Below are 24,833 nucleotides of genomic sequence, written 5' to 3' on the forward strand. Positions count from 1 at the left end.
GACGCCCGGCCGCGGCGGCGCGGTCAAGACGGCGGCGGGCGCCGCGCCCGGAACGATCGCGGCAGGCCTGGGTTTTCGGGGTGCGTGATACCGATCGGGAGTACCATGATGGCCGGGAAAGACCTCAGGACGCTGTTCCTGCACCAGCTCAAGGACACCTACTTCGCCGAGAACGCCATCCTGAAGGCGCTCCCGAAGATGGCCGAGGCGGCCCAGACCGACGCCCTGCGCGGGGCCTTCGGGGTCCATCTCCAGGAGACGCGCGAGCAGGTGAAGCGCCTCGACCAGGTCTTCCGCAGCCTCGGCGAGAAGCCCGAGGGCGTGACCTGCAAGGCCATCCAGGGCATCATCGCCGAGGGCGAGGAGGTGATGCAGGAATTCGGCGGCAGCGGCGCCCTCGATGCCGGCCTGATCGCCGCCGCCCAGGCCGTGGAGCATTACGAGATCACCCGCTACGGCACCCTGATCGCCTGGGCGCGCCAGCTCGGCCTCGCCGAGGCCGAGAGCCTGCTCAAGGAGACCCTGGTCGAGGAGGAGAACACCGACGAGGTGCTCTCGGAACTCGCCGAGGAGGCCGTGAACCCGGCCGCGGCGTGACGTGCGGGGGCCCGGCCCCCGCATCCCGGCCGGAGGGAGCCTCCCTCCGGCCTCCCTGGAGGGAAGGACGATGCCGGAGGTCGCGGGCGTCCTCGAGACCGTGCTCTACGTCGACGACCTGGAGCGGGCCGCCGCCTTCTGGGGCGGGCCGATGGGCCTGCCCTGCATCCACAGCGACCACCGCATGCGGGCCTTCGACGTGGCCGGGCGGGGCGTGCTGCTGCTCTTCCCCCGCGGGGGCTCCCTCCACCCGATCGAGACGCCCGGCGGCACCATCCCGCCCCATGACGGGCAGGGACCGCTTCACCTCGCCCTCGCGATCCCGGCCGAGGCCCTGGGCGCCTGGGAGGCCCACCTCGCCGAGGCCGGCATCGCGGTCGAGGGGCGGACGCACTGGCCGCGGGGCGGCACCAGCCTCTACTTCCGCGACCCGGACGGCCACCTCGTCGAGCTGGCGACGCCGGGCCTCTGGAAGGGCTACTGAGCGGGCGCCCGCCAGACCTGCCCGTCATAGGCGAAGCGCTCCGGCCTGGAGGCGAGCGCCGCCAGCCCGGTGAAGGCCGGATCCGCGATCGTGATCACGCAGGTCGGAATCCGCTCCATCATCGCCACGAAGGGCGGCTTGTGCACGAAGGCCTGCCGGAAAGCGCCCCGCCGCAGCACCGGCAGGAGGCGCGGCGCGATGCCCCCGCCGATATAGACGCCCCCGGTCGCCAGGAAGGTGAGCGCGAGGTCGCCGCACAGCCGCCCGAGCAGCTTGGCGAACAGCGCGAGGGTCTCAGCGGCGGCCGGATCCTCGCCGGACAGCCCGCGCGCGGTCACGGCCTCGGGGGCGAGCGCCCGCCCGCCGCTCACGGCGGCGTAGAGGCGGCACAGGCCGGGGCCGGAGAGCAGCGCCTCGACGGTGATGCGCCCCTCGATCCGCTCCAGGGCCGGCCAGAGGGCCGCCTCGGCGGCGTCGCTCGGGCCGAAATCGGTGTGGCCCGCCTCCGTCGACACGATCGCCAGCTGTTCGCCGAAAGGCACGAGCGCGGCGGCGCCGAAGCCGGTCCCCGGCCCGAGCACGAGGCGGCTGCCGCGCCCCGGTGCCAGGGCCGGCCCGACCGCGGAGAGCGCGGCCCCGTCGCCGTCGAGCGGGTCGAGCGCGGCGGCCCCGGCCGCGACCGGCACGTAGTCGTTGACGAGGACGCAGGCGCCGAGGCCGAAATCGCGGCCGATCCGCTCGCCCTCGATCACCCAGGCGGCGTTGGTGAGCGGCACCGCCGGGCCGTCGACCCGCCCCGCGATGGCGAGGATCGCCGAGCGCGGTGCCGCCCCGCCCTTGGCGAGGGCGTGCCGGATCGCCGCGCTCGGGTCCGGGAAGGCCCCGGTCTGCACGTGATCGAGCGGCAGGGGCGCGGCTCCCGGCCGCGGCACCAGCGCGAAGCGCGCGTTGGTGCCGCCGATATCGCCGATGAGGACGGGGAAGTCGAACATGGAGGGCCGCTTTCCGCCGGGTGAGGAGGGGAAACGGCCCCGTTATAGCGCCGCCCGCCCGGGAATCGACCGGGTCAGCGCCCCTCCATCCGCCCGATCTCGCGCATCGCCCGCTTCAGGGCGAGCAGCCGCCGGTCGCGGTCGCGAAACAGCTCGGCCGGGTCGCGCCCGCCCCAGTCGAAGAAGCCGTGCCCCGCCATCACGCCCGTGCGCCCCTCCGCCGCCAGCGCGTCGAGGGCCGGCGAGGCGGTGCGGGCCGGGGGCGGGCTGTAGCTCGCATTGGCCAGCGCGTGGCGCAGGAGCTCGATCCCAGTGAAGTCGGCCTTGGCGAGGTGGCCGAGGACCGGGATGCGCAGGGCCAGCCCGTGGATGATCGCGTCGTCGATGTCCCGCGGCGAGGCGAGCCCCTCGTCGAGGAGGTGGTAGACCTCCGCCGAGATCGCCGACTGGATACGGTTGGCGACGTAGCCCGGCACGAAGCGCTTGAGGACGATCGGGACCTGGCCGAGGCCGAGGACGAGCTCGCGCATCGTCTCGACCACGGCCGGATCGGTCCGCGGCCCCGGTACCACGTCGACGAGGTCGACGATGTAGGGCGGCGTGTACCAATGCGCGACGAGGGCCCGCGCCTGCCGGGCCTCCGGGATCAGCGGGAAGACGTCGAGGTAGCTCGTGTTGCTGGCCAGGATCGTGCCGGGGGCGCAGAGCCGGTCGAGTTCGGCGAAGAGCGCCCGCTTGGCCTCCGGGTTCTCGGTGATCGCCTCGATGACGAGGTCCGCCCCTGCCACCGTCCCGGCGAGGTCCGGCGACAGGCGCACGGCCGCCTCCAGCCGCTCGGGCGTCCACTCCGCCGCGACGGCCTGCGCCTCCCGCAAGGTGGCGAGGGCCGAGCCCATCAGGCCCGGCACCCGCTCCAGGGCCTCGGCCCGGCTGTCGGTCAGGCGCACCCCGTGCCCGCCGAGGGCCAGGACCAGCGCGATGCCGTGCCCCATCAGGCCGGCCCCGATCACCGCGATCTCGCTCATGCGTTCCTCCCCGGCGAGGTCTCCGCCGCGCTCCCGGCCCGCCGGGCACCGGCGCGGCGTCGGGGCGGTGGCGCGGTCCGCCCGTTCACCTCGCCCGCCCTGCCTCGCCCGCCCACCTGGCCCGAGCCGCCCGCCTCGCGCAAGGGGCCGCCTCGCGCAAGGACCCGCCTGGCGCAAGGGGCCGCTTGGCGCAAGGGGCCGCTTGGCGCAAGGACCCGCCTGGCGCAAGCGGGAATGCGGGCGCGAGCGCATCCTTGCGTGCGCGTTGACAGGTCCGGGGACCGATGCGACGGCTTGGCGATGAGCCGCACCGCCGACCCTGAGCGCAGCCTCGGCCCGACCCGCGCCGAGGAGATCCGCCGCCGGCTCGCGGACGAGATCGTCCGGGGCCTGCGCGCGCCCGGCACGCCGCTCGACGAGGCGGAGCTGGCGGCCCTGTTCGGCGTCTCGCGCACCCCGGTGCGCGAGGCCCTGCGGCAGCTCGAAGTGGAGGGCTTCGCCACCTCCCGCCCGCGCCGCGGGGCCCTGGTGAGCACGATCGCCCCGGCGGCGCTCGCCGAGATGTTCTTCGTGATGGCGGAGCTGGAGGCCCTCTGCTGCCGCCTCGCCGCCCAGGCCATGACCGCCGAGGAGGGCGCGGAGCTGGAGCGGGCGCGCCGCCTCTGCGAGGCGGCGGTCGCCGCCGACGCGATCGAGGAGTACCGCGAGGCCAACGACCGCTTCCACGACCTGATCTATCGGGCGAGCCACAACGGCTTCCTGATGGAGCAGACCCGGGCGGTGCGCCGCCGCGTGGCGCCCTTCCGGCGGGCGCAGTTCCAGTCCTCCGGCCGGCTGGCGAAGTCCCTCGCCGAGCACGAGCGCATCGCCGCCTCCCTGCGCGCCCGCGACGGCGAGACGGCGGCGCGCGAGGTGCGCGCCCACATCTTCACGGTGGAATACGCCTACTACCACCAGAAGGCCCAGGGGCCGGCCTCCTGAGCCTCATTCGCCGACGCGGTCGCCGGTTCGGCGGCGAGAATGATCGGCAACGAGACCCGAACGGGATCGCCCCGCGCCCCTCTGATACGCAACCCGACGGAGCGCTTCGCAATGCGGATGAGGGCGGCGCCGGCGACCCGCGGGGCGCGCTCCGTCCGCTCAGCCCGGACGCGCGCAGGAATCGCACAAGGCGGCGTGCAGCGCGTCGATCAGCGCGATCCGCGCGCCCCGGCGGTGCAGGATGCCGATCGACCGGACGAAGGCGCGATCCGCGATGGGGATCTTGCGGATCGGGCGATCGTCGCTCGACCGGAAGCCGTAATCCGGGAGCAGCGCGATGCCGAGCCCGAGCGAGACCAGGATGGTGATGGTGTCCGGCGCGTCCAGCTCGAACAGCTCGTTCGGCACGATCCGGCGGCTGTTCAGGTAGTCGGTGACGATGGCGCCGGTCGGCGAGCGGCGATCCATGCGGATCAGCGGCGCCGCCGAGAGATACGCGTCCGTCGTGTCGCGGCGGAGGCCGACCGGGCTGACCAGCGTCAGCGGCTCCCGCCGCACCGGCAGCCATCCCCAGCCCTTCGCGAGCGCGAAGCGCGGCTGGACGGTGAGGGCGCAATCGATCTCGCCCGCCTCCAGCATGCGCGCGAGCTGCGAGGAGGTGCCCGGTGCGATGTGGAGGGCGATCTCGGGGCTGCGCTCCGCCATAAGCTTCAGGGCCGGCGGCAGGATCGAGATCAGCGCGGTCGACACGGCCCCGACCCGCAGGCCGCCGCGCAGCCGGCCGAGCTGCGCGACCTGGGCCAGGTCCGCCACCCGCGCCAGGATGTCCCGCCCCGCGGCGACCACCGCGCGCCCCTCGTCCGTGAGGGTGACGGCCCGGCCCTGGCGCCCCACCAGCCGGACGCCGAGCTCCCGCTCCAGCGCCTGAACCTGCTCGGCCACCGTGGCGCTCGCCAGGCCGAGGGCGCGCGCCGCGCCGGCCAGCGATCCCGCCTCGGCGATGGCGCAGAGCGTGGCGAGGAAGCGGGTGTTCACGCGCCGGATTTTCCTGTTCCCGAACACGGGAGAACACGGGTATTTCCGCCGGCGCAAGTCCGTATCGTCCCGGGCAGGCCGCCAGGAGAGGAAGCATGTCGCTCACGCCGTCCGCGCAGGGTGTCTACCCGATCGCCCCGACCCCGTTTCACCCGGACGGCAGCATCGACGTCGCCTCGATCGACGGGCTGACCGACTTCTACGTGGGATGCGGCGCGACGGGCCTGACCGTGCTCGGCGTGATGGGCGAGGCGCCCAAGCTCGACCACGCCGAGGGGCTCGCGGTCGCCACCCGCTTCATCCGGCGCGCCCGCGGCCTGCCGGTGATCGTCGGCGTCTCGGCGCCGGGCTTCGCCGCGATGGCCTCGCTCGCCCGCGGCGCCATGGAGGCCGGGGCGGCGGGCGTGATGATCGCCCCCCCCAGCACGCTGCGCACCGACGACCAGATCGCGGCCTATTATCGCCAAGCCGTCGAGGCGATCGGGCCCGACGTGCCCTTCGTGATCCAGGATTACCCCCTCACCTTCTCGGTGGTGATGACGCCCGGGATCATCCGCCGGATCGTCACCGAGAACCCGTCCTGCGTCATGCTCAAGCACGAGGATTGGCCCGGGCTCGAGAAGATCTCGGCGCTGCGGGCCTTCGAGGCGGAGGGCGCGATGCGGCCCATCTCGATCCTGTGCGGCAATGGCGGCCTGTTCCTCGACTTCGAGTGCGAGCGCGGCGCCGACGGCGCCATGACCGGCTACGCCTTCCCCGACATGCTGGTCGACGTGGTGCGGCTGTCGAAGGCGGGCGAGCGCGACCGCGCCCACGACCTGTTCGACGCGCACCTGCCGCTCCTGCGCTACGAGCAGCAGCCCGGGATCGGCCTCGCCGTGCGCAAGTACGTGATGGCGCGGCGCGGGCTGATCGCCTCGGACGCGCAGCGCAAGCCCGCGGGCGGGCTCGGCCCGGCCGCGCGGGCCGAGGTCGAGTACCTGCTGGGCCGGCTCGCCCGGCACGATCCCCGCGCGCGGGTGCGGCCGCTCTGATACGGGATCCGCTTGGATCAACCGGATCCCGTGCGACGCGCCGCGGACGACCGGCCGGCCCCGCCGCGGGCGCGGCCGTGCCTCAGAGCGTCGTCGGCCGCGCGCTGCGCTCCGCCTCCGCGGTGCCGGGGACCCGGCCCTTCCCGGCGACGTGCCGGATGAACGCCGCCGCCCAGGCGTCGAAGCAGGCCATCGCGTCGGGCTCGCGAGCCATGTCGTCGGCCTGGTCGTCCGCGTAGGCCCTGCCCCGGCCCACCGTCGCGTGGCGCCAGAGCGCGTCCGGCACCTCGATCCCGCTGTAGCGGCACTGCCAGACGAGGCCCTGATAGGCCAGCCGCTCCTCGCCCTGGTAGGGCTGGGTCGCCGGATCGAACCACGCCTTGTGCCGCAGGATCCGGGGGCGGCCGTCGGCGTCGAGCTCGTCGCCGCCCTCGTTGCCGTAGCAGAAGAAGGCGGCGCTGCGCCCCTCCAGGTGGTTGCGGCTGAGCTCGCGCCAGAGCGGCGAGCGCTCCAGCGCCTGCGCCTTCGCGGTGCTCTTCTTGTCGATCAGGTCCGGGCGCGGGTTGCCGCCGCTCGCGCAGACGAGGCGGTCGAACAGCGCCTTGAGGTTCGTGGTGGGGCCGTACCACCAGACCGGCCCGATGATCGCCCAGGCGTCGGCCCGGGCGAGGCGCGCGTAGAGGTTCTCGTTCCAGAGCAGGTCCGGCTGGTGGTCGCTGCCCGGGGCGTAGCAGTTGCAGGGCCAGACGCAGAGCGCCATCGCGGAGCCGACGCAGCCGTTGCAGCCCTGGATCTTGGGCTTGCCGTGCTCGTTGCCGAGATCGACGTGGTCCGCCTGCCAGTCGGGCGGCAGCTGACCGAGCAGGCGGTGCATCAGGAAGCGCGCCTTGCCGTCGAGACCCGGGCAGCCGTCGAGCCGCGGGCCGAGCCGGCGATCACCAGCACGCGCAGCGGCCGCTCCTCCAGGGAAAGCGCGCCGGCCGCGGCCCTCAGCTCATCCATCGCGCCCTCCCCCCGGATGCGGGACCGCCACGCGCCGGCCCGGCAGGCGAAAAATCCCGGCCGCACCCGTTGTTCCCGGGGAGCTGTGCCGTGCGGCGCCCGGTCGCCGCGGCGGAACCGCCGTCCCGAGCGCCCATTCCCCCCACCGTCCCCGCAGGCCGGGGCGGGCGCCGCGTCGGCCGATCACGCGGCGCCGGACGGCTAGGAACCGGGAGATCCCCTCATGCGACGACTTGCTCTTCCCCTGCTGCTCGCGATCGGCGTCGCGACGTCCGCCGCGGCGCAGCCGCCCCTGTCCGGCCGGGAGCCGGCCCTCCTCTTCCACGGCAATTACTGCGGCCCGGGCAACAATGCCCCGCTCCTGCCGGTCGACGCGCTCGACCTCGCCTGCGCCCGCCACGATGCCTGCACGCCGGACGGAGGCCTGCCGTCCCGGGCCTGCAACGCGCGCCTCGCCCGGGAGGCCGAGGCGGTCGCCCGCGACGCGAGCCAGCCGCAGGACCTGCGGGCGCTCGCCGGGATGGTCGCGACCGGTGCCGCGCTCCTGCCCACCGCGCCGGGCGCCGCGCCGCGCCCGGCGCTGTCGATGCGGGCCGCGCCGCTCGCCGGTCCGGTCACCCTGATCGCGCCCCGGCCGGCCGCGGACCCGGACGCCCTGGAGCCGGATTCCCCGGACCTGGAGCCCGCGGACGAGGCCGAGTAGGCCCGGTCAGGCGCCGCGGGCATCCTCCAGGATCATCGCGGCCCCCTTCTCGGCCATCATGATGGTGGGCGAGTTGGTGTTGCCGGAGGTGATGCGCGGCATCGCCGAGGCGTCGACGACGCGCAAGCCCCGCACCCCCCGCACCCGCATCCGCGCGTCGAGCACCGCGCCGGGCTCGTGGTCCGGCCCCATCCGGGCGGTGCCGACCGGATGGAAGATCGTGGTGCCGAGGTCCCCGGCGGCGCGCAGCAGCCCCTCGTCGCTCGTCACCTCGGGGCCCGGCCGGTACTCCTCGGGCCGGTAGCGGGCGAGGGGCGGCTGCGCGACGATGCGGCGGGTGAGCTTGAGCGCGTCGACCGCGACGCGCCGATCCTCGTCCGTCGAGAGGTAGTTCGGCCGGATCGCGGGCGGCGCGGCCGGGTCGGGGCTCGCCGCGTGGACGCTGCCGCGGCTCGACGGGCGCAGGTTGCACACGCTCGCCGTAAAGGCCCCGAACGGGTGCAGCCCCTCGCCCCACTTGTCGAGGGAGAGCGGCTGGAAGTGGAATTCGAGGTTGGCGGTGGCGTAGTCCGGCGAGGACTTGGCGAAGACCCCGACCTGGCTCGGCGCCATGGTGAGCGGCCCGGTCCGGAACAGGGCGTACTCGATCCCCATCCAGGCCCGCTTGAACAGGTTCGCGTAGGTCAGGTTGAGGGTCGGCACGCCGGTCACCTTGTAGACCGGGCGGATCTGCAGGTGGTCCTGCAGATTCTCGCCGACCCCGGGGGCGTGGTGGACGAGGCCGATGCCGAGATCCCGCAGCCGCGCGCCGTCGCCGATGCCCGAGAGTTCGAGGAGCTTGGGCGAGGCCACGGCGCCGGCCGAGAGCACCACCTCGCCGCGCGCCCGGGCGAGGGCGCGCCGTCCGTCCGGCCGCGCGAAGACCACGCCCGCCGCGCGGCCCTCCTCGATCAGCACCCGCTCGACGTGGATCCCGGTCTCCAGCCGCAGGTTCGGCCGGCCGAGGGCGGGCTTGAGGAAGCCCCGCGCGGCGCTCCAGCGCCGGCCCCGGCGCTGGTTGACCTGGAAGTAGGACGAGCCCTCGTTGTCGCCGGTGTTGAAGTCCGGGATCTTGCGGATGCCGGCCGCCTCGGCGGCGTCCCGGATCGCGTCGAGCACCGCCCAGCGGATGCGGGGCGGCTCGACGCGCCACTCGCCGCCCGAGCGGTGGAAGGCGTTGGGCGGCGCGATGTGGTCCTCGTGCTTAAGGAAGAAGGGCAGGACGTCGTCCCAGCCCCAGCCGCTGAGGCCGAGCTGGCGCCAGCCGTCGTAATCGGCCGCCTGGCCGCGCATGTAGATCATGGCGTTGATGGCCGAGGAGCCGCCGATGACCTTGCCGCGCGGATAGGCGAGCTGGCGCCCGTTGAGCCCCGCCTCCGCCTCGGTGGTGAAGAGCCAGTCCGCCCGCTTGTTGCCGATGGCGAACAGGTAGCCGGCCGGGATGTGGAACCAGATCCAGTTGTCGCGCCCGCCCGCCTCCAGGACCAGGACCGAGCGGCGCGGATCCGCCGACAGGCGGTTGGCGAGCACGCAGCCCGCCGAGCCCGCCCCCACCACGATGTGGTCGTAGGTCCCGAAATCAACCGGAGCCTCGCCCTCGCTCGCTGTCATGTCTCCTCCCGGGCTTCGCGTCGTTTCCGCGCTGTGTAGCGCAAAGCGGGCGCGGGGCAGTAGCGGCTCCCGGCGGGGCCGGGCCGCTCCCGCCGCCTCGCAGGCCGGTCCGGCCGGTGTCTCCCGGGAGACTCCGCTCCGGGAGGCCGTCACGGAAGCGAAGCAAGCGCGAATGTGGTGTCATACCAAATCCGCTTGATCTCTTCGGGATGGCGGATTTGGGCTTCGCTCAGGCGCCGCGCGGGCTGGTGATCCGCTTGATCCCTTCGGGATGGCGGATTCGGGCTTCGCTCAGGCGCCGCGCGGGCTCGTGATACGGGACCCGCCTTGATGAAGCGGATCCCGGATCAGCTGCCCGGCTCGATCGAGCAGGTATCCGCTGCGCCCACCTTGAAGAATTGACCGATGAGAGGGCTCGTGGGGAGTTTTCGATCTTTGTTTCGACCGTGACCCTTAAATCCTCCGTAAACCACCCTATAATGTCTGAAAGATCGCACAACCGCGATCGGGGATCTCATCAGGAGAGAAAAAGCAAACTCCGCGGCCGTCAAGAACTTTCTGTCTCGTAGGGCAAGAGATAGCAGCCAGGAAAGAACATTAACGTTTGCTTCCCTCAGGAGCGCCGCGGAACCAGCATCACGTCTGAGGTGGTCCCGGGCGACAAGGAGGAACGATTTGTACATCCTCCTGTGATTGCTTGACATGTTGTCGGAGGCTTGCCTGTATCCGGTCAGAAACTCGGGAACCAGCGCGAAGTTGTACTTTCTGGAGATTGCCAGGTAGAGGGCCCAATCCTCGCATCCTTGGGCACCTCGGTCTCGCAAGCTCGCGTCGTAGCCCCCCACCTCACGAACGGCGGCGGTCCGCATCAGGGTGGCGCTTCCGTTGCCGATGAAATTCATCGTGCACAGCGCCTCGTAGACCCTTCCCTCGTGAGCTGGTTTCCAGTCGGCGACGATGATGATGCCCCGCTCGTCGATCTGGGCCGACCACGTATAGGCGAGCGCCGCATCGGCGCCGGCCGCCTCGATCGCGACCAGCTGCTTCGCGATGCGGTCCGGCGAACAGAGATCGTCCGCGTCGACGGGAGCGACGAAGGCGCCCCGGGCCTGCGCGATCCCCTCGTTCCGCGCCCGCGCAACCCCTCCGTTCGCCTGCCTGATCAACCGTATCCGTGCGTCGAGCGCCGCGTGACGCGCCACGATCGCGGTCGTGCGATCCGTCGAGCCGTCATCAACGACCAGGATCTCCAAATCACGATGGCTCTGTGACCTGACACTCACCAATGTAGCGTCGATCGTCTTCTCGGCGTTGTACGCTGGAATAACCACGGTGACCAAAGTGTGGCAGTTACACGAACTTGAATTCACGCTCATGCCACATCCATACAGCACGGAATCGCCTTATAGTGCACGATCTATGCGATATACCGGCAATCCGAACGGGCGCACTCGCCCCCGAGACGATACATTCACGTCTCGTATACATTGCGTGGTCGGATGAAGCAAATCGGCCGGCAATTCCGAGGTTGAAGCCTCGCCCGAACGGGCCGCGCTCGGTGTCGGCGGCGCCGAGAGCTGACCATGTGTCGGCCTGGACTGGGCGAGGCCTGTCATCCATCTCCGAGCGCCCGCGCGAGCACTGCCTTGCCGGCATTCGGTGCGGCGATCCTGGGCAGGGCGTAGCGCTGAAAGTCTGCGGGCTCCACCGCCGTCGCGACGGTCGAGCATGCCCACGCGAAGCCGCACGCGGCCACGGCGGCCTGAGCGGAGGCGTCCATCGCGCCGTACGGGTAGGCGAAGCCGTCGACGCGCTGCCCGCTCATCTCCTCCGCGGCGCGCTTGCCCTCCGCGATTTCCCATCGCTGCTCGGCGGGCGTGAGCGTCGGCAGCGCCGGGTGACTGAGCGTGTGGCCTCCGATGGTGAGGACGCCGCGCCGCGCCATCCCGCGGACCTCGTCCGGCGTCATCGCCCTCTCCTCCTCGCAGGCCGCCCCCGCTCCCCCCAGAGCCCGTCGCAGCGTCGCCATCGCGCCCTCGCGCTCGGGACGCGAGGCGTCGCGGATCACGCGCCAGAGGGCCTGGTAGGCCGCCTCCCGCGCCGTCCGGGGACTCTCCCACGCGCGCCACCTCCGCCGGTCGCGGTCGAGCCGGTCGGGTTCGCCGAATTGCAGGCGGTATCGCCCGTCCGCGATCCCGACCGAGAGGTCGGCCGGGGCGGAGCGGTCGAGGATCAGGTGGGCGAGCTCGTCCCACCAGAACGGCTCGGGACGCCCGATCGCGGCGGTCGTCAGGAAGAGGGTCGCCGGGATCCCGGCCGCCGCGAGCCTGGGCTCGGCCTGGCGCAGGTTGTCGACGTAGCCGTCGTCGAAGGTGAGCGCCACCGCGTCGCGCGGGAGGGTGCCGGCGGTGAGCGCGGCGACGAAGGCGGCGAGGTCCATGGGGGTCCGGGAGCGCCGGAGATGCTCCAGATGCGCCTCGAAATGGCGCGGGGAGACCGCGAGTTGCCAGGGATCGGAGTCGAGCTCGGCGACCCGGTGATACATGAGGATCACCGGACGCGGTCCCGAGCCGAACGGCCAGGCCCTGCGCAGCTGGCGCTTGAGGAAGCCCACGCCCCTCACCTCACGGCCTCCGCGCCGCCCGGGCGGCCACGATCACCGGGTAGGATGCGTCCGCGACGTCGAGCTTCGTCGGATCCACCTCCGAGAGGGCGAGCCCCTGGAGGAAGGCCGTCGCGGCGTAGACGTTGCCGTGGCTCCGGACCGTCGCCGCGCCGGCGCCGAACACCTCGTCGAGGAGGCGCGTCAGCGCGGCGGGGGTCAGGGACCAGAACCAGGTCCCGGACCACTCGCCGCGGTCGATCGGGCTGATGCCGGGCACGGTCAGCAGGAGCACGCCGCCGGGCCTGAGGGCGCCGTGCAGCTGGCGCAGGGCGCTCGCCATGTCGAAGATGAGGTGCAGCGTCTGGGTGAGGACGATGCAATCGAAGGCGGCCTGCGGCAGCGTGCCCGCCCGGCTGATGTCGCCGATGAGCGTCGCCCTGGGATTGCCGGCCTCGACGTGGAGGATGTCCTGCCGCTCGACCCGCGCGCCGCCGAAGCGCCGTGAGTAGGCGTCGTCGCCGATCTCGAGCACGCGGCCGCGGATGTCGGCGGCCGCCCCCTCCAGAAATCGCTCGATGTAGAACCTGTCCACCGGGAGCCCGCGATCCCAGCCGAAATCCTCGCTCACCGGCCAGGGCGTTCCGAAATCACCCCAATCAACCCGGCCGACCGGGGGCGAGGCGCGACCGACGAGGCGGCGGCGCAGCCGATAGCCCGCGCGGCGGGAGACGGCACCGCCGAGCCGGATCGCCGCCCGGCGCGCCAGCTCGCCCGCGGTCCACAGCGGGTCGAGACGCGCGGCGGCCGCCACGCCGCGCGGCGAGATGCGTCCGCCGGCCCGCAGCGCCTCGCCCGCGTAGTACCGGCGCCAGAAGCGGCGCCCCTCGGACCAGGTCTCCCTGCGCAGCGAGTCGGCCTCCGCCGCGGGCCGGTACCGCGCGTGGACGGCGAGGGCCGCGTCCCGCATCGCGCGGAAGTCGTAGGACATGTTGCTGTCGTGCCACCGATAGCGGGCGACGACCGTCGGGTGCGACGCGATCGCGTGGGCCTGCGCGAGGCGCAGGTAGACGTCGTAATCCTCGCATCGCCTCAGCCGGGTGTCGAAACCGCCCGCGGCCGAGAGGATGTCGCGGCGGTACAGGACCGTCGCGTGCATGCCGACGATGTTGTGGTGCAGCAGCGCGGCGACGGGATCACCGGCCATCGCGTGGTAGACGGCTCCTCCGAGGGGATTCCCATCGCGGTCCACCCTCTCGTGGGCACCGTACACGAAGGCGACGCCCGGCGAGCGGGCGAACGCGGCGAGGCCCTGCGCGATCGCGGCGGGGCGCAGCATGTCGTCGGCGTCCAGGAACAGGATGTAGGTCGTGCGGGCCTGCGCGAGCCCGGTGTTGCGGGCGGAGGAGAGGCCCTGATTGGGCTGACGGATGAGCCGCACCCCCGGCCACCGGGCCACGATCGCGGCCGGATCGTCGCTCGACCCGTCGTCGACGACGATCACCTCCTCCGGCACCCTGGTCTGCGCGGCGACGCTCGCCAGTGCCTCGCCCAAGAAGTGGGCGTGGTTGTAGGTGGTGATGACGACCGTGACGTCGCTCCCGGCGATGAGCTGGATCGACTTCTCATTCGACGGGGTGGTAATCGGCGCCTCCATGAGATCCTTGCTTCCCTTCATCCTGAGAGGCCCGCTCTGCATCGGCGCGCGTCGCGACGCGCGGACGGCGCCGGTCGTCGCCGGCCCGGGCACCCCGCGGCTGATCGTGGAACGGCGGCCCGCCCTCATCGCTGTTGCGCCGCCGGTCCGCGCGTTCGCGACGCCCCGCGCCGCGCCCGCCGCGCGAGGCGTCTTGGAGCGTCACTTCGGAAGCCCGCGTGATCGGGTACCGGCATGATGAGGGGAACGACCCGAGCCGCGGCGTCGGATCCGCCCATGCCTCCGTTCAAGATCCATTCGTCGCGACCGATCGAAGATTTGCATGTTTTTATTCGATAAGCATCGCCCGCTCGTCAACATCGCGCGCCGCTATCTGTGGTCGGTTCCAGCCGTCACGGTTCTCGGCCTCATCTCCACGGGACTCGAGGGCATCGGGGTCGGCCTGATCGCGCCCCTGGTCGTGAGCTTGACGTCGAGCGAGTCGGTGGCCTCGTCCGGCCCGTTCCGCGTGCTGATGCAGTTCGGGGCGGATTTGCCGGCGAATACACGCCTCGTTTACATCTGCGCAGGGATCGCGGGTCTCGTCATCCTGAAGAACGCGGTCGCGTTCCTCAACACGCTCCTGATCTCGTTCGTGGATGGTCGGGCCAGCCACGACGTGCGCGTCGCTCTCGCGCACCAGCTTCTCACGGTGGAGTACGGCTTCTTCCTGGTCGAGCCGCCGGGCCGGATCATCAACATCCTGGCCAATGAATCGTGGCGGGCGTCGGAGGCCATACGGGCCTTCTTCCAGGCCCTGTCCAGCGCCGCGTCCCTCATCCTGTTCGGGATCTTCCTGCTCTGGAGCGAGTGGCGGCTGGGATTGGCGGTCGGACTGGGCGTCCTGGCCATCCGGCACGCGATCGCCCGGATCACCCGTCGGGTGAACGACCTCAGCAGCCAGATGTCGGCGGAGAACGAGTCGCTGGCGAGCGCGATGATGATCAGCGTCCTGGCCATGCGCCCGATCCGCATCTTCGGGCAGGAGGCGCGGGAGGAGGCCCGCTTCCGCGACGCGTCCGAGAAGGTTCGGGCGCTCATCTTCGCGATGGAGCGGAAATCGGCGCTGATCCAACCCCTGAGCGAGAGCCTGCGGACCTGCGTGCTGGTCCTCCTGCTGGCCGGCACCGTCCGGGTCGCGGCCGACGTTCCCCTGCCGGTCCTCGCGACGTTTCTGGTCCTGCTCCAACGCACGCAGCCGCACCTCGCCACGTTCGAGGCCGCCCGCGCCAAGATCTCACAGACCTCCGGCGCCGTGCAGGAGGTGGAGTGGCTCCTGGCGGTGACGCGCAAGGCTGCGCCGCGATCGCTGGGCCAGGTCAAGCCCAGCTTCGACAGGGATATCCGTTTCGCCGACGTGAGCTTCCGGTATCACAGTTCCTCCGAGATCCGAACGATCGACAGTGCCTCTTTCGTCATCCGCGCCGGCTCATCGACGGCGCTGATCGGACCGTCCGGCTCAGGGAAGTCAACGATCATCAATCTCCTGTGCGGCCTGCTCGAGCCCACATCGGGTGAGATTCTGGTGGACGGGACCTCATTGGACCGGCTCGATCGTTCGGAATGGCTGAATCTGATCGGCATCGCCGGACAGGACACCGAGATCATCGAGGGGACGATCGCCGAGAACATCGCCTACGGCGCCCCGCATGTCGGCCAGGCCGAGATCGAGGAGGCCGCGCGAGTGGCGGACGCCGACGCCTTCGTCCGGTCCCTGCCGCTGGGCTACGCGACGAATGTCGGCAGCAGGGGACTCAACCTGTCGGGAGGCCAGCGGCAGAGGATCGGCCTCGCACGCGCCATCGTCCGCAAGCCCAGATTGCTGATCCTGGATGAGGCGACGAGCGCGGTCGACGGCCTGTCGGAGAGGACGATCATGGATCTCCTCGCGTCGTCGCGCCGGTCCTGCACGATGCTCGTCGTGAGCCACCGCATGAGCACGCTCTCGCGATGCGACAGCGCGATCGTGCTGGAGGGGGGCCGGGTGGTCCGGGCGTCACCGATGACCGACGTCATGCGCGACCGCGAGGCGATCCCGATCCCGTAGCGCGGCGGCGCGTCACCTCGCGTCCGGCCCATCCGGGCGGAGGGGTGCTCCGAAGGGCAGCTCCGCGGCGTGCCGGCGATCCACTCGACCGGGAGCCGCAGGCCCGGGCGATCGTCGCGGGCGGCGCGTCGCGCCCGGTGCCGGCCAGCAGTTCGGGGGCTCACGCTCCCTTCCGATCCCGCCCCCGCGCAGCGGTTGCTCGTTGAGACCAGCCCGATCGAGATCCTTGTCACGGCGCGAGCCGAGCGTCGAAGCGGGAGCCGCCAACGATCGGCCGGACCGACTCAGACCGAAGACATCGTTGCATCAGGGCTGCTACCAGCGGAACGGCGGCTCCGGTTTGTAGCAAACATACCCGTAGGGACCGTACCAGCGGCTTCCGACGGAGCAGGGTGGCAGCCCTCGCAGGCAGCGCCCCAAGCAGAACGGCGAAATGACGTCACCGTAAACCGGGCTCATGGAGGTGGCGCGGACGACGGCAACTCCTCGACCTCGAGCCGAGGCCGGCATGGCCGAAGAACTCATGGCAATCGCGATCAACAACGCAGCTGATCCTGTAGCCTTGCAGACTTTCATGGTCAGACCTTCCGTCGCAGACGTGCTGGATCCGCCCGTGTCGATTCAGCACGCACGTTCTGAACGTCTCAGAAGCGCAACGGTTCTCATGTACTCCACGCGGAGTGGCGCTGCCTCCGTTCCTAGAGCAGCACCCGGTCACGTTGCAATCGGGTACTGCTCTAGGTCTTTGATCTTGCCGCATTTTCTGCGACGAACCGGCATCCACTTCGTCGGAAAATGCTCTAGGATAACGGCTGCCGGCCTCCCGGCACCGCGCGCGACGACGGTGCGGCCGGAGTCGGGCCGAAGCAAGTGCCCAAAGCTTCCTCTGAGGCTCCTTGAGGGCCTCAGCCGGACGCTGCCGATGGATTCCTGCGACATCACGCATTCCGCCTGGCCGGCGAAGCGGGGAGACGATGGTGAGGGACCGGCAACGGACTCGGCACGAGGCGCGTCTGCATGATGTCGTTGCGCGGGCGGAGATGGACGAGGCGTGAACCGTCGCGTTCGCGGCAGACGCCTTCGGGCTCCCTCCTCCGGCACGCCCTCATCGCGTGACCGGCCCTCCGCCGCATCGGTGCCGCCGGATCACAAGTCGCTTGCCGGTTGAGGCGCTCCCCTATCCAAACAACCAGCCGCGCTTGAGTCATAAAGATAAATCTTCTACCGTTGCCACCTGCGATCCGTTCAGAATAAAGGCTCAGCTTCGGAGGAGAGATTTGACCTATTATCTAACATCAGTGCAAATCGCAAACATTCAAAATCAGAACAAAGAAGCCCCTCGCCGGCGCGCTGAGGTAGTATTTACAGTCGAAAACGACGAAGGTCACCCAACAGTCGCGACGACCATGCTTGTTGATATATCTTACGAGGATGGGATTACATTTGGCGAACTGAAGGAGGAGGCAATTGCGCAAGCCACTAAGATAATTGAGGTTATTCATGGCAACTTGAGCGCGAAAAGCGCTTCGCCGGCCTGACAAGAAATGCGCATCGACATTCTTGCGCGCTGAAACCTGCGGCGGTTCACGAGGTCCTTGCGAAGCGGTGCGGTGGCCTCGGATTGCGCGCCGGCCATGTGAAGCGCGCCATCGAACCCCGGGATCAAGCGTCGAAAGGCCGTCGGCATCCGGCGCTCGATCGTGATGAGGGCGCGACAGCGCTCACACGGGAGTTCAACCGCCCTCACGGATCGCGGTCGACCTTTCCATCCAGCCCTCGAGGCGGCTGGCTCGGCCGCAAGCCTCATTCAACGATTTGCGGCCACTGCCCTTGCCGGACCTTGGGAGCACGCGGCGCAGCGTCCGATCCCGCGCCCCGCTCACAGATGCGGCTGGAATGCGCCGCACGATCCTGCCACCGACGCGCCGGCGTGAACCTATTCACAGTCTGATAGAGGCGCGGGCTTCGATTTTCATCAAATATATCTTTCAAAGGATCGTATATTTCGCCCAACATGTATTGTCCTTTCATGGCTTTACTGATGCTTCTCGCTTAATCCGCTCAGCGTGAGCTGGGCTGGACAGCAAATTTCCGAATGTCAGGATCACGCGAGCCTTGGCCTGCTCGACGTAGCTCTCTTTACATCCGGTCACGATGCAACTTGAGACGCGAATTTTCTGATCCACCGCGAAGCGGTCAGCATCGTTCAATGAGATTTTGACGACCTGCCCGCGATCGCGCGCCCTGTTCGGGGGCTGAAACTCGGGGGGCAGCGCGTCGGTGACCGGAAGGATGCGGGCGATCTGGCCCGACACACTCTGGCGATGGGCGGAGACCTGCACCGACTGGCCCTCGGCAGCTTCGAAGAGATAGCTTTCAGGCATGTAGGCGAGCACGAAACTCGTGCCGGTGTAGATCGAGGCCAGCCGATTCGAGCCTGGCGTGAGGACCTCGCCGGGGCTCGCGATCGCGCTTCCGACGACGCCGGAGACCGGCGCGGTGAGCACGCCGTCCGCGTAGACCCTGCGCAGGTTGTCGGAAGCACTGGTGATTTCGGCGAGCGCCGCCCGGTTCGACGCGAGTTCCGTATCGAGCGAGATCTTCTCGGAGATCATCGTGAGCAGGCGCTCGGTCGCGGTGAATGATGCGGCGGTGACCTCATGCAGCGAGCGGTTGAGGGCAAGACCCGAACTCTTAGCCTTGTTCAAGTCGGCCATGAACTCGTTGGCCTGCTTCGCGCCGGCACGGGCGACAGGGACCATCGCGGCCACGATCGTCGTGCGGGCCTCGAGTTGAGCGACGCGCGAGGAGATCTTCGCGCGCTCAATGGAGAATTCCGCGAGCGTCTTCGAGATCGAGGGAGAGTCGACCACAGCAATCTTCTGGCCGGCGACGACCGTGTCGCCCGGGCGCACGAAGACCTCACGGACGCGGGCATCATAGGGCGTCGCCACGTAGACTCGGTCGCGCGTGACCAAACCGTCCGCATTCAGAACCAGAACGCCACTTGAGTAATAATAGAAGCCTATCGCTCCGCTGCCGATCACCGCAGTACCGGTCACGAGAACTCGGAACAGCTTGCCCCAGCTCATCTGGCTCACCTTGAGTTCAGACATCTTGCTCTCCCAAGCTCAGGCGGCAGCCGACCGACGGAGCGTGCGCGCGATCAGCGCGTCAGCGATCCGGACCGATGCATGCCCGTCACCGAACGGGTTCGGCCCGCCCAGCCGGTGAGGCGTCCTTCCGCGCGTGCGTTCGCGGGCCATCGCCGTGATGACGTCGTGGTCGGACCCGACGAGGCTTCCGAAGCCGGCCGCCACCACTTCCGGACGCTCGGTCGTCGTCCGGGTAATGAGGATCGGCAGGCCGAAGGTCGGCGCCTCCTCTTGCACACCTCCCGAATCGCTGATCACCAGCCACGCGCGGCTGAGGAGATGGACGAAGTCGAGATACTGAAGCGGCGCGAGCAGACACACATTCTCGATTCCACCGAGAATTGCTAAAACCTCGCGACGCACTTCGGGGTTGAGGTGAACCGGCAGCGCGACGACCTTGTCGCCGTCCTCGGCCAGCGAGCGGAGCGCCCGAAGCACCTCGCGCATCGGGCTACCGATGTTCTCGCGGCGATGCATCGTCGCGAGAATCAGCTTCTTGTTGAGCGGAATGCCGGCAATGCCCGAATCGACCGGCGCGTAGTTCGGGGCGGTATTCTCGCGAGCGTAGAGAAGCGCGTCCACCACCGTGTTCCCGACCGTGATCACAGACTTCGGATCAACGCCTTCCCTGAGCAGATTCGCCGCACTCTCCGCGGTCGGCGAAAAATGCAGGCTGGAACTCACCGAGATGACACGTCGGTTGTACTCCTCGGGCCAGGGTGACGAGAGGTCACCGGTGCGCAAACCAGCCTCGACATGGGCGACGGGTACCCTGGACAAGAACCCAGCGCTCGCGGCGGCGGAAGCAGTGGCCGTGTCACCCTGGACCACGATCCAGTCGTAATGGGTCGCTCGAAGCGCCGCGGCGATCTGGTTCGTCATCAAGCCGAACTTCTCGGCCAGGCCGGGTTCGCTCATCACCGCTTCGCCATGGTACCTGACGGTGATGTTGAACAACTGCAACAGGCCGGCCGCCAGCTCAATGTGCTGGCCGGTCCAGTATGCGTCCACCTGAATGCCAGGCTGCGCCACAAGGGCCCGATACACCGGTCCAAGTTTGATGATCTCGGGACGCGTCCCAAAGGCGATCAGAATACGCATGTACTTCTTCCTTTAATTTTTTTTACCGAGTGGCTTTCCCGAAATCCTCAGGAAGATCGTGCGCCGTTTTCGACCAGCCGATCGGCTTGGTCGCGAATTCCGACTCACCGATGTAAGTCTTCCACGCGCGGAAGACGGCTGCCGCGTTGATATAGAGTCCAACCGGCCAACGATACGCGATGCCGAGCAGATCATACGTACCGTAAACTTCGCGGCAAGCTGCGACCCTGACCACATAACGGGTGAACAGCGCAACGAGGTTCACGGTGACAGACGCCGACAAAAACGGCTCCAAAGACTCAGGTACACCAGAAAGATCGATGATGCCGCCTGCGATCAGGAGTAAGATCATCAGCGAGACAGGTGGAAGCAAATTCGTGACAACGCCCTTCCTGTCACGCACAAAAAAGTACTTATCCCAAGCATCACCCTTCCAGCCCAGCTTGTGCGTGGCTTCGAAGTTTATGCCGTATACCCAGCGCGTCTTCTGCTTTATACTTGCCGACAAGCTTTTTGGGAAAAACTCCCGTGTTGCGACGTAGTTCAGACCGCGCTCATCGTCGGCAGAAACCGCCGCGAAAGCCGATCTGAAGCCTGCGCGCTTGGCTTCTACGCCGAGGATGTAGTCTTCCGTGACCGTCCCGGACATGAGGACCTGACCCCGCGTTGCTAGGAAGTGCTGCAGCAGCTTCCTGGTCATCGCGGTGCCCACCCCGGCCGACGGGATGGCCGCACCCACCGCGTTCCTCACGATCATCTCGCGAGTGTGCCTTTCAGCGAATTCGTCCATGTAGGTCGACGCGACGGGAAGCCCCTCGCCCCGATCGAGCGAGAACACGGGGACCTGAATAAAGTCGTGATCTTTGCTATATTCGGCATAGATAGAAAAGGTGCGCGGATCAATGACATCCTCGCTGTCATGCAGGACGGCGATGTCCGGGCAGTCCTCGCGCTCGAAGACCTGTCGGAACATTTCATTCAGCATCTGGCCCTTCGAGGTCGGACCGCTGAGCGTATTGACGATGACGGTGACGCGACTCGGGTATTTGCACTCGAGTTCCCTGGCGACGCGCAAAGTACCCGTGTCGTTCGGGTAAACGCCAAGGTACAAGCTCACGTCGGGGCAGGTAATCCGCGCGAGATTGCCTTCGACCATCCGCCCGAGGACGTCCTCCTCATGCCAGTTTGCAACAAACACGGCGATGCGGGGGATAGCGGACTTCCCGGACAGGCTCGGGAGACCCCTTCTCGAAATCCCGAATGCCATCAAATCGATGAACGCATCGTCGAGTGAGGAGATATTGATCAATGAACTAACGGCAAACATAGCTATTGGAATGACTTCACTCATAGCACCACACTCAATACGCTCACGATAAGCGCTGCGCTCCGCGCGTCGCTGATCGGTGAAAAATGTCTTAACTGGCGTGCTTTGTAAATTCGAAGGGTATCGGTATGAGTACGTACGTCGTCTGATTTATAGTGAATAAGAGCAGTTACTCGGATCCAAGGCCCCCGTTAACCATCTATATTCGAATTGATAATGAGAAAAAGTTTCTGTCTTCGCTCCTGACAAGCGATTTCATATCCGACCTTGAGCCGGTTTTATGGTTAAGTTCTAGTTCATTTCGTGCATGCCTTGCGACGCTTGGAACCTCGTGCCAGCCGGTTCGTCGGTCACGACTTAAATCCCTGGTGACGCCCTCGAGCGCATACGGACCGGCCGGCCGGATGGTTGCCGGCTCGGCTTGGGTTCACTTGATCGGGGTCAGCCTGCGTTGCGCGCGGTCCGCCCCGAGGACCGGCTCTCGAACCTGTTGACGGCCTGCGGGTCTCAGTCGGGCCCGAGGGCCCGAGAGCGGCGCGCGACGGCCCTTGTTCACGGGCCCGACGGCCCCCGACAACGCCGCCGGGGGAGACGGTCGCTCCTCGCACGCCGTCCTGCTGCATGCGCAGTCGCTCCCGACGCCGCGCGGTGCGATCCGATCCGCGCGGCCCAGCGACCATCCGCCCCGCGGCACGAAACTCGATCTGGCGCACTCAACTTCGACGCGCAAAATCCAGCAAGGTTTCCGTCGTACCGGCGAGAGCCAAGAGCCTCGCCCCAACTGTCTCAGCACAATATTTAGGCAGCATCTGTCCTTACGGCATCTTTGTAGGATTTAATGCTTTCGCAATCCGCCCCAATCATATTGCCCGACATGCGAGCAAGGGGCGCGCGGCGCGATGAAGGCCAGGACGACGGAAATCCGACCCGGCGAGTCCGCCCGGGTTAGCCTGACGCAGGTCGCGGGCGAGACGGAGTCCGTCCGCCAGATCGTGACCGACAAGACGCGCGCCATCCAGGCGGTCACCGCGCAGGTCAAGATCCTCGCCCTCAACGCGCTGATCGAGGCGGCCCGGGCCGGCGAGCAGGGGCGGGGCTTCTCGGTCGTCGCGCAGGAGGTGCGGGCGATCGGCGCGCAGATCGAGGCGATCGCCGGAGCGCTCGACGCGGAGCTCGCCGGACGCATCACCGGCCTGCAGGGCATGATGAAGGACCTCGCCGACGCGGCCCAGGGCGAGCGCCTGGTCGATCTGGCGCTGAACGCCATCGAGCTGATCGACCGCAACCTCTACGAGCGCACCTGCGACGTGCGCTGGTGGGCGACCGATCCGGCGATCGTGGCCTGCGCGGAGGAGCCGACGCCGGAGCGGGTCGCCTACGCGACGGAGCGGCTGGGCGTGATCCTCTCGGCCTACACGGTCTATCTCGACCTCTGGGTCTGCGACGCGGCCGGTCGGGTCGTGGCGAATGGCCGGCCCGACCGCTTTCCCGCGATTCGCGGCGCGAGCGTCGCCCACGAGGAGTGGTTCCGGCGCGCGGCGGCCCTGCCGAACGGCGACACCTACGTGGCGGCCGAGGTGGCGACGCGCCCGCTCCTCCAGGGCGCGCAGGCCGCGACCTACTGCGCCAGCATCCGGACGGACGGGCGCTCCGACGGGCGGCCGCGCGGCGTGCTGGCGATCCACTTCGACTGGGAGCCGCAGGCCCGGGCGATCGTCGCGGGCGTGCGCGTCGCGCCCGAGGACCGGGAGCGGACGCGCGTCCTGCTGGTCGATGCCGGCGGGCGGGTTCTGGCCGCCTCGGACGGGCGCGGCCTGCTGACGGAGACGCTCCGCCTCGACGCCCGCGAGCGCACGGGCGGTTTCGACCAGGATGCCGGGGGCGCGGTGACCGCCTTCCACCGCACGCCGGGCTACGAGACCTATGCGGGGCTCGGCTGGTACGGCGTGATCACGCAGCATCCGGCCCGGCGGGCGGCCCGCTGAGCCGGGCCCGGACCCGGACCGGGCGAGGCGGCCGGGCGACCTCGGCGAAGCGGCCGTTGAGGACGGAGATGAAGCGCTGAAACCTGTGCCGGGGCCGGCGCCAGAACCGGGGCGCCCGCACGCGAAGGTTGTCCTGGGGAGAGACCCGCCGGGCGCGCACTCCGATTGGGCGCCGAGGGGCCGAACACCCGACATGTCCAGGCCGGCAGGGCGCTTCCTGCCCAGGCACCCGCCGCGCGTCTCATCATGGTGGTCGATGATCACCCTCAACGCCGACGCGGCCCGGAAATCCTCAGCGGAAACCCGCACTCTTGCCCGAATAATCCGTTTGGATGATGCTGGCCTTCTCCTGGCGTTTCTATGCTGCGGAAGCGGACGCGGCATTCGCGTGCCGTCTCCCAGGCTTCAGGTGAGCAAACCACTGATGTCGGTCCCGATCGAGGTCGCGCGCCCACAGGGCCACGAGGAGGCACGCCTGATCATGGTCAGGGATGTGCTGGCAGCGATCGTGGTGCGCGTGCATGCCGACCCGGATCTCGGCATCGACGAGGGATGGTTCCTGAAGGTCGGATTCGGACCGTGCGATCACGAAGGTGTCATTTTTAGCTGTGTTGAGGAGTCCCAATCCTGGGCCGAGAAGCTGCTCGGCGGGTGAATACATATGTATGTATGGTCGGGCACGGTCCGCGATGGATCGGTCGGCCTCCTGCTGCATTGCCTTATAGTTAAAACCGCATCCGGGATAGGCAGTTTATACGCACTTGTATGTCGGCAAATTTGATGCAAAGCTCATCACTAGTGAAGCTTTCATCTCTTGGTTGCATAATGTTGTCGGGAGAGACCCTCCTCCTCGTCCTACAACGACTCGGCTACTGCGCATTCCTTCTCGACGAATCTGGTCATGTGACGGCGGGCAATGCTCTGGGAGCAGTCCTCCTGAAACACGAGGCCGTGGGGAATGAGGAGATCTTTCGGCCGCCCCACGAAGGCAACGGGGCGTTGCGGCAGCTTCTCGGTCAGCCGACGAGACCCGCCGCGATGCCCAGGCGCCCCTGGATCGTCCAGGACGGGACACGTCGCCTGCTCTGCTCCTTCGAGCAGCCCGCGGGCGCAGAGAGCTCCTCGCCGCACGTTCTCGTCATCATTGACCTTGAGGAGCGTCAGCGGCCGAAAGGGACCACGCTGCAGGAACTGTTCGCCTTAACCAACGCCGAGGCGAAGCTCGCGCTGCAACTCGCGAAGGGCGGAACGCTCGAGGCCTGCGCGGAGGAGAACGGCACGAGCGTGAACACCGCTCGCGTTCAGCTCCGGTCGATCTTTGCCAAGACCGGCACGGCGCGGCAATCGGATCTCGTGGCCTTCCTCAACCGCGTCGCCATGCTCGGCTGACCCGTGAGGGCGGGCCCGTCGGACAGGG

At 68.9% G+C, this 24,833-nt stretch carries 22 protein-coding genes; 10 read left to right on the forward strand and 12 right to left on the reverse strand.

What is annotated here, in order from left to right:
* The first annotated feature begins 105 nt into the window (after positions 1–105).
* Positions 106–597 (forward strand): ferritin-like domain-containing protein, encoded by a 492-nt coding sequence (locus M446_RS15785; protein WP_012333099.1) that lies wholly within the window; start codon positions 106–108, stop codon positions 595–597.
* Positions 598–667: 70 nt separating this feature from the next.
* Entirely contained in the window at positions 668–1,081 is a 414-nt protein-coding gene (locus M446_RS15790; protein ID WP_012333100.1) for a VOC family protein, read from the forward strand.
* Here the strand turns inward: M446_RS15790 and M446_RS15795 are convergent.
* Positions 1,075–2,073 carry a glucokinase gene (locus M446_RS15795; protein WP_012333101.1) on the reverse strand — a complete coding sequence of 333 codons (999 nt, stop codon included), beginning with the start codon at positions 2,071–2,073 and terminating at the stop codon, positions 1,075–1,077. The two genes, M446_RS15790 and M446_RS15795, sit on opposite strands and share 7 nt — an antisense overlap.
* 74 nt (positions 2,074–2,147) lie before the next feature.
* Positions 2,148–3,098 carry a 3-hydroxyacyl-CoA dehydrogenase family protein gene (locus tag M446_RS15800; RefSeq protein WP_012333102.1) on the reverse strand — a complete coding sequence of 317 codons (951 nt, stop codon included), beginning with the start codon at positions 3,096–3,098 and terminating at the stop codon, positions 2,148–2,150.
* 300 nt (positions 3,099–3,398) lie between these two features.
* On the opposite strand from M446_RS15800, the gene M446_RS15805 reads away from it, so the two are divergent.
* Positions 3,399–4,079 (forward strand): GntR family transcriptional regulator, encoded by a 681-nt coding sequence (locus M446_RS15805; RefSeq protein WP_012333103.1) that lies wholly within the window; start codon positions 3,399–3,401, stop codon positions 4,077–4,079.
* A 159-nt stretch (positions 4,080–4,238) separates the two neighbouring features.
* On the opposite strand, the gene M446_RS15810 is transcribed toward M446_RS15805, so the two are convergent.
* Complete coding sequence (locus tag M446_RS15810; protein ID WP_012333104.1) at positions 4,239–5,114, reverse strand: LysR substrate-binding domain-containing protein; 876 nt, start codon at positions 5,112–5,114, stop codon at positions 4,239–4,241.
* Between the two features lie 95 nt (positions 5,115–5,209).
* Here M446_RS15810 and M446_RS15815 point away from each other — a divergent pair, with 95 nt between their 5' ends.
* A complete protein-coding gene (locus M446_RS15815) occupies positions 5,210–6,148 on the forward strand; it encodes a dihydrodipicolinate synthase family protein (RefSeq protein ID WP_012333105.1) in 939 nt (312 codons plus the stop codon).
* Positions 6,149–6,230: 82 nt separating this feature from the next.
* Here the strand turns inward: M446_RS15815 and M446_RS15820 are convergent, their stop codons facing one another.
* On the reverse strand, positions 6,231–7,022 hold the full coding sequence (locus M446_RS15820) for an NAD(P)H-dependent oxidoreductase (RefSeq protein ID WP_012333106.1): 792 nt from the start codon (positions 7,020–7,022) through the stop codon (positions 6,231–6,233).
* A complete protein-coding gene (locus tag M446_RS38950) occupies positions 7,022–7,150 on the reverse strand; it encodes a hypothetical protein (RefSeq protein ID WP_265576626.1) in 129 nt (42 codons plus the stop codon). The genes M446_RS15820 and M446_RS38950 overlap by 1 nt, the downstream gene beginning before the upstream one ends.
* A 223-nt stretch (positions 7,151–7,373) precedes the next feature.
* Here M446_RS38950 and M446_RS15825 point away from each other — a divergent pair, with 223 nt between their 5' ends.
* Complete coding sequence (locus M446_RS15825) at positions 7,374–7,853, forward strand: hypothetical protein (RefSeq protein WP_012333108.1); 480 nt, start codon at positions 7,374–7,376, stop codon at positions 7,851–7,853.
* Between the two features lie 6 nt (positions 7,854–7,859).
* On the opposite strand, the gene M446_RS15830 is transcribed toward M446_RS15825, so the two are convergent.
* The 4 genes from M446_RS15830 to M446_RS15845 form a co-directional block, all read right to left on the reverse strand.
* Positions 7,860–9,503: a GMC family oxidoreductase gene (locus tag M446_RS15830; RefSeq protein ID WP_012333109.1), complete on the reverse strand. Its 1,644-nt coding sequence runs from the start codon at positions 9,501–9,503 to the stop codon at positions 7,860–7,862.
* Positions 9,504–9,850: 347 nt separating this feature from the next.
* On the reverse strand, positions 9,851–10,879 hold the full coding sequence (locus M446_RS15835) for a glycosyltransferase family 2 protein (RefSeq protein ID WP_012333110.1): 1,029 nt from the start codon (positions 10,877–10,879) through the stop codon (positions 9,851–9,853).
* 236 nt (positions 10,880–11,115) lie between these two features.
* Positions 11,116–12,126 (reverse strand): polysaccharide deacetylase family protein, encoded by a 1,011-nt coding sequence (locus M446_RS15840; RefSeq protein ID WP_265576627.1) that lies wholly within the window; start codon positions 12,124–12,126, stop codon positions 11,116–11,118.
* Position 12,127: 1 nt separating this feature from the next.
* Entirely contained in the window at positions 12,128–13,762 is a 1,635-nt protein-coding gene (locus M446_RS15845) for a glycosyltransferase (protein WP_012333112.1), read from the reverse strand.
* Between the two features lie 484 nt (positions 13,763–14,246).
* Between M446_RS15845 and M446_RS15850 the strand changes: the two genes are divergently transcribed.
* Together M446_RS15850 and M446_RS37255 are read left to right on the forward strand one after the other, a co-directional pair.
* The gene (locus M446_RS15850; protein WP_341850693.1) at positions 14,247–15,848 is read left to right on the forward strand and encodes an ABC transporter ATP-binding protein; all 1,602 of its coding nucleotides are present in this window, start codon (positions 14,247–14,249) and stop codon (positions 15,846–15,848) included.
* Between the two features lie 1,157 nt (positions 15,849–17,005).
* Positions 17,006–17,386, forward strand: coding sequence for a hypothetical protein (locus tag M446_RS37255; RefSeq protein ID WP_150108671.1), 381 nt, complete (start codon positions 17,006–17,008; stop codon positions 17,384–17,386).
* A 489-nt stretch (positions 17,387–17,875) separates the two neighbouring features.
* Here the strand turns inward: M446_RS37255 and M446_RS15855 are convergent, their stop codons facing one another.
* The 3 genes from M446_RS15855 to M446_RS15865 are packed head-to-tail and all read right to left on the reverse strand — an operon-like array spanning position 17,876 to position 21,455.
* Positions 17,876–18,964 (reverse strand): HlyD family secretion protein, encoded by a 1,089-nt coding sequence (locus tag M446_RS15855; RefSeq protein WP_012333114.1) that lies wholly within the window; start codon positions 18,962–18,964, stop codon positions 17,876–17,878.
* Between the two features lie 15 nt (positions 18,965–18,979).
* Positions 18,980–20,104 (reverse strand): non-hydrolyzing UDP-N-acetylglucosamine 2-epimerase, encoded by a 1,125-nt coding sequence (wecB, locus tag M446_RS15860; RefSeq protein ID WP_012333115.1) that lies wholly within the window; start codon positions 20,102–20,104, stop codon positions 18,980–18,982.
* A 22-nt stretch (positions 20,105–20,126) separates the two neighbouring features.
* Positions 20,127–21,455 carry a glycosyl transferase family protein gene (locus M446_RS15865; protein ID WP_012333116.1) on the reverse strand — a complete coding sequence of 443 codons (1,329 nt, stop codon included), beginning with the start codon at positions 21,453–21,455 and terminating at the stop codon, positions 20,127–20,129.
* An 875-nt stretch (positions 21,456–22,330) separates the two neighbouring features.
* Here M446_RS15865 and M446_RS15870 point away from each other — a divergent pair.
* The 3 genes from M446_RS15870 to M446_RS38960 all read left to right on the forward strand — a co-directional run bounded on the left by M446_RS15870 (position 22,331) and on the right by M446_RS38960 (position 24,805).
* Entirely contained in the window at positions 22,331–23,416 is a 1,086-nt protein-coding gene (locus M446_RS15870) for a methyl-accepting chemotaxis protein (protein ID WP_012333117.1), read from the forward strand.
* 256 nt (positions 23,417–23,672) lie between these two features.
* A complete protein-coding gene (locus tag M446_RS38955) occupies positions 23,673–24,071 on the forward strand; it encodes a hypothetical protein (protein ID WP_236728677.1) in 399 nt (132 codons plus the stop codon).
* A gap of 383 nt (positions 24,072–24,454) precedes the next feature.
* Complete coding sequence (locus M446_RS38960) at positions 24,455–24,805, forward strand: helix-turn-helix transcriptional regulator (protein ID WP_018260362.1); 351 nt, start codon at positions 24,455–24,457, stop codon at positions 24,803–24,805.
* The last annotated feature ends 28 nt before the right edge of the window (positions 24,806–24,833 follow it).

Origin of the sequence: Methylobacterium sp. 4-46 (genome assembly GCF_000019365.1) — a bacterium.
In the GTDB taxonomy this organism is placed as follows: domain Bacteria; phylum Pseudomonadota; class Alphaproteobacteria; order Rhizobiales; family Beijerinckiaceae; genus Methylobacterium.

What these genes read in the sequence shown, in the direction of transcription:
- M446_RS15785 (WP_012333099.1), top strand. Translation starts at nt 106, where the DNA reads ATGATGGCCGGGAAAGACCTCAGGACGCTGTTCCTGCACCAGCTCAAG.
- M446_RS15845 (WP_012333112.1), bottom strand. Translation starts at nt 13,762, where the DNA reads ATGGAGGCGCCGATTACCACCCCGTCGAATGAGAAGTCGATCCAGCTC.
- M446_RS15870 (WP_012333117.1), top strand. Translation starts at nt 22,331, where the DNA reads ATGAAGGCCAGGACGACGGAAATCCGACCCGGCGAGTCCGCCCGGGTT.
- M446_RS15830 (WP_012333109.1), bottom strand. Translation starts at nt 9,503, where the DNA reads ATGACAGCGAGCGAGGGCGAGGCTCCGGTTGATTTCGGGACCTACGAC.
- M446_RS15815 (WP_012333105.1), top strand. Translation starts at nt 5,210, where the DNA reads ATGTCGCTCACGCCGTCCGCGCAGGGTGTCTACCCGATCGCCCCGACC.
- M446_RS38950 (WP_265576626.1), bottom strand. Translation starts at nt 7,150, where the DNA reads ATGGATGAGCTGAGGGCCGCGGCCGGCGCGCTTTCCCTGGAGGAGCGG.
- M446_RS15820 (WP_012333106.1), bottom strand. Translation starts at nt 7,022, where the DNA reads ATGCACCGCCTGCTCGGTCAGCTGCCGCCCGACTGGCAGGCGGACCAC.
- M446_RS15800 (WP_012333102.1), bottom strand. Translation starts at nt 3,098, where the DNA reads ATGAGCGAGATCGCGGTGATCGGGGCCGGCCTGATGGGGCACGGCATC.
- M446_RS15835 (WP_012333110.1), bottom strand. Translation starts at nt 10,879, where the DNA reads ATGAGCGTGAATTCAAGTTCGTGTAACTGCCACACTTTGGTCACCGTG.
- wecB (WP_012333115.1), bottom strand. Translation starts at nt 20,104, where the DNA reads ATGCGTATTCTGATCGCCTTTGGGACGCGTCCCGAGATCATCAAACTT.
- M446_RS15865 (WP_012333116.1), bottom strand. Translation starts at nt 21,455, where the DNA reads ATGAGTGAAGTCATTCCAATAGCTATGTTTGCCGTTAGTTCATTGATC.
- M446_RS15795 (WP_012333101.1), bottom strand. Translation starts at nt 2,073, where the DNA reads ATGTTCGACTTCCCCGTCCTCATCGGCGATATCGGCGGCACCAACGCG.
- M446_RS38955 (WP_236728677.1), top strand. Translation starts at nt 23,673, where the DNA reads ATGATCACCCTCAACGCCGACGCGGCCCGGAAATCCTCAGCGGAAACC.
- M446_RS15805 (WP_012333103.1), top strand. Translation starts at nt 3,399, where the DNA reads ATGAGCCGCACCGCCGACCCTGAGCGCAGCCTCGGCCCGACCCGCGCC.
- M446_RS15825 (WP_012333108.1), top strand. Translation starts at nt 7,374, where the DNA reads ATGCGACGACTTGCTCTTCCCCTGCTGCTCGCGATCGGCGTCGCGACG.
- M446_RS38960 (WP_018260362.1), top strand. Translation starts at nt 24,455, where the DNA reads ATGCCCAGGCGCCCCTGGATCGTCCAGGACGGGACACGTCGCCTGCTC.
- M446_RS15790 (WP_012333100.1), top strand. Translation starts at nt 668, where the DNA reads ATGCCGGAGGTCGCGGGCGTCCTCGAGACCGTGCTCTACGTCGACGAC.
- M446_RS15855 (WP_012333114.1), bottom strand. Translation starts at nt 18,964, where the DNA reads ATGTCTGAACTCAAGGTGAGCCAGATGAGCTGGGGCAAGCTGTTCCGA.